The 2,191-nt window shown below is 69.8% G+C and carries 3 protein-coding genes; all 3 read left to right on the top strand.

From position 1 onward, the window contains the following. Nucleotides 1–204: 204 nt before the first annotated feature. Entirely contained in the window at nucleotides 205–1,041 is an 837-nt protein-coding gene (pcaH, locus tag ACFPZL_RS12530; protein ID WP_218115095.1) for a protocatechuate 3,4-dioxygenase subunit beta, read from the top strand. After that, the gene (gene pcaG, locus ACFPZL_RS12525) at nucleotides 1,041–1,628 is read left to right on the top strand and encodes a protocatechuate 3,4-dioxygenase subunit alpha (protein WP_218115094.1); all 588 of its coding nucleotides are present in this window, start codon (nucleotides 1,041–1,043) and stop codon (nucleotides 1,626–1,628) included. The genes pcaH and pcaG overlap by 1 nt, the downstream gene beginning before the upstream one ends. 43 nt (nucleotides 1,629–1,671) lie before the next feature. Beyond that, nucleotides 1,672–2,191, top strand: a 520-nt coding sequence (locus ACFPZL_RS12520; RefSeq protein ID WP_382335676.1) for a lyase family protein, incomplete at its 3' end; no start/stop codon positions are given.

The following is a 2,191-nucleotide window of genomic DNA, read 5'->3' as shown; positions in this document are numbered from 1 at the left end:
CCGAGGCCGAGCGCCGGCTGAGCGCGCTCGTGGTGCAGGCGGCCCGCGAGATCCACGCCGCGATCCGCGAGCCGTAGGAGCGGGGCGGGCGGCCCCGGTCGCAGCGGGGGTCCCGCATTCATTCCCACTGAGTGGGAGAGCGGGGGGATCCTTCGCGGCCACGCTGTCACCCTGGTACGACGAGACCACCCGAAGGAGACGAAGATGGCCGTTGAAGACAAGGTCGCCGCCGCGCCCGAGTCGCTGCTCGAAGCGCCGGATCGCGCGTCGCAGGCGCAGATCGATCGCGAGACCGCCGAGCTGCACGCCGACTACGATCGCCGGGCGGCCGCGGGCGAGGCGTTCCCGCAGACGATCCTGAACTTCCCGTCCTACCGCTCGAGCATCTTCCGTTCGCCGACCAAGGACCCGCGGCACACCGATCCCGAGACCATCGAACTCTGGTCGCCCGCCTTCGGCCAGCGCGACATCAAGGCCATCGAGGCCGACCTGACGCTCAACGGCGGCCCGGGCGAGCCGCAGGGCGAGCGGATCACGGTCACCGGCCGTCTGCTCGACTCCTGGGGGCGGCCCTTGCCCAACCAGCTCGTCGAGGTCTGGCAGGCGAACGCCGGCGGGCGCTACATCCACAAGCGCGATCAGCACCCCGCGCCGATCGACCCGAATTTCTTCGGCGCCGGCCGCACGATCACGAACGACCGCGGCGAATACACCTTCACGACGATCAAGCCGGGCCCCTATCCGTGGAAGAACCACATCAACGCCTGGCGCCCCGCGCACATCCACTTCTCGATCTTCGGGCGATCCTTCACCCAGCGCATCGTGACGCAGATGTACTTCCCGGGCGATCCGCTCTTCGCGCTCGACCCGATCTACAACACGATTCGAGACCAGAGAGATCGCGACCGCCTGATCGGCATCTACGACCACGATCTGAGCGTGCCCGAGTTCTCGATGGGCTACCGCTTCGACATCGTGGTCGACGGGCCCGACGCCACCTGGTTCGAGAATGCCGGCTGGTTCGACGAAGAGGAGCACTGATGAAGCGCGCACGCGATCTCGACACCTCGGCCGTGCCCGAGCGCACGCTCGTGCCGACGCCCGGCCAGACCGTCGGCCCCTTCTTCGCCTTCGGCACCGACTACGAGAAGAAGCACGAGGTCGTCCACCCGCACTCGCCGGGCTCGTTCGTGCTGAGCGGCCGCGTGCTCGACGGGCAGGGCGACCCGGTGCCCGACTCGATGGTCGAGATCTGGCAGGCCGACAGCGACGGCACCGTGCCGATGGCCCGCGGGGCCTTCGCGCGCGACGGCCACACCTTCACGGGCTTCGGCCGCGCTTTCACCACCGATGAGGGGCACTTCGAGTTCTGGACGCGCGAACCCGGATCCGTCGACGGCGAGGCCCCGTTCTTCGTCGTCATCGTCTACGCGCGCGGCCTGCCGAACAAGCTGCACACGCGTTTCTACCTCCCAGAGAACGAGGCGGCGAACGCCGCGGATCCTCTGCTGAGCTCCCTCGACGACGACGAGCGCGCTACGCTGATTCTCGAGCGCACGCCCGACGGCGGGCTGCGACGAGACATTCGCCTGCAGGGCGAAGGGGAGACCGTCTTCATTGCATTCTGACGCGGCGCAGGACTCGCGCGACTCCCCGGAGGGGAGTCGGATCGTGATCGACACGGGGCTGCTCTCCCCAGTCACGGTGGGGCACGATCACGCGGTGAGCGATGCGGTGTTCGCGATCGCCCTGATCCGGGCCGAGCTGGCGCTGACGCAGGCCTGGGCCGAGCTCGACATCGCCCCCGAAGCGGCCGCCATCGGGTTCGAGCAGACCTTCGGCGTCGATGCCGCGGGTGCGCTCGGAGCCGGCTTCGAACGTCTCGACCTGGCCGAGCTGGTCGAGCGGTCGGTCGCCGGCGGCAACCCGGTGATCCCGCTCGTCGGCATGCTGCGCGCCGGGGTGCCCGAGGGCGCGCGCGAGTGGGTGCACCGGGGAGCGACGAGCCAGGACATCCTCGACACGGCGCTCATGCTCTTCGCGCGCGATGCGGGGTTCGAGGTGCTCGCGCACCTGGTCGAGATCGACGAGGCGCTGACGGCCTTCGCCGCCGAGCACCGCGATCAGACGGCCGCGGCACGCACCCTCACCCAGCACGCCGTGCCGACCACGCTCGGCCTGCGCGCCGCGA

The organism is Leucobacter soli, assembly GCF_042659205.1.
Lineage (GTDB): Bacteria > Actinomycetota > Actinomycetes > Actinomycetales > Microbacteriaceae > Leucobacter > Leucobacter soli.
Note: the sequence above shows the minus strand (reverse complement) of the source record. Positions and strands in the feature narration are given on the sequence as shown.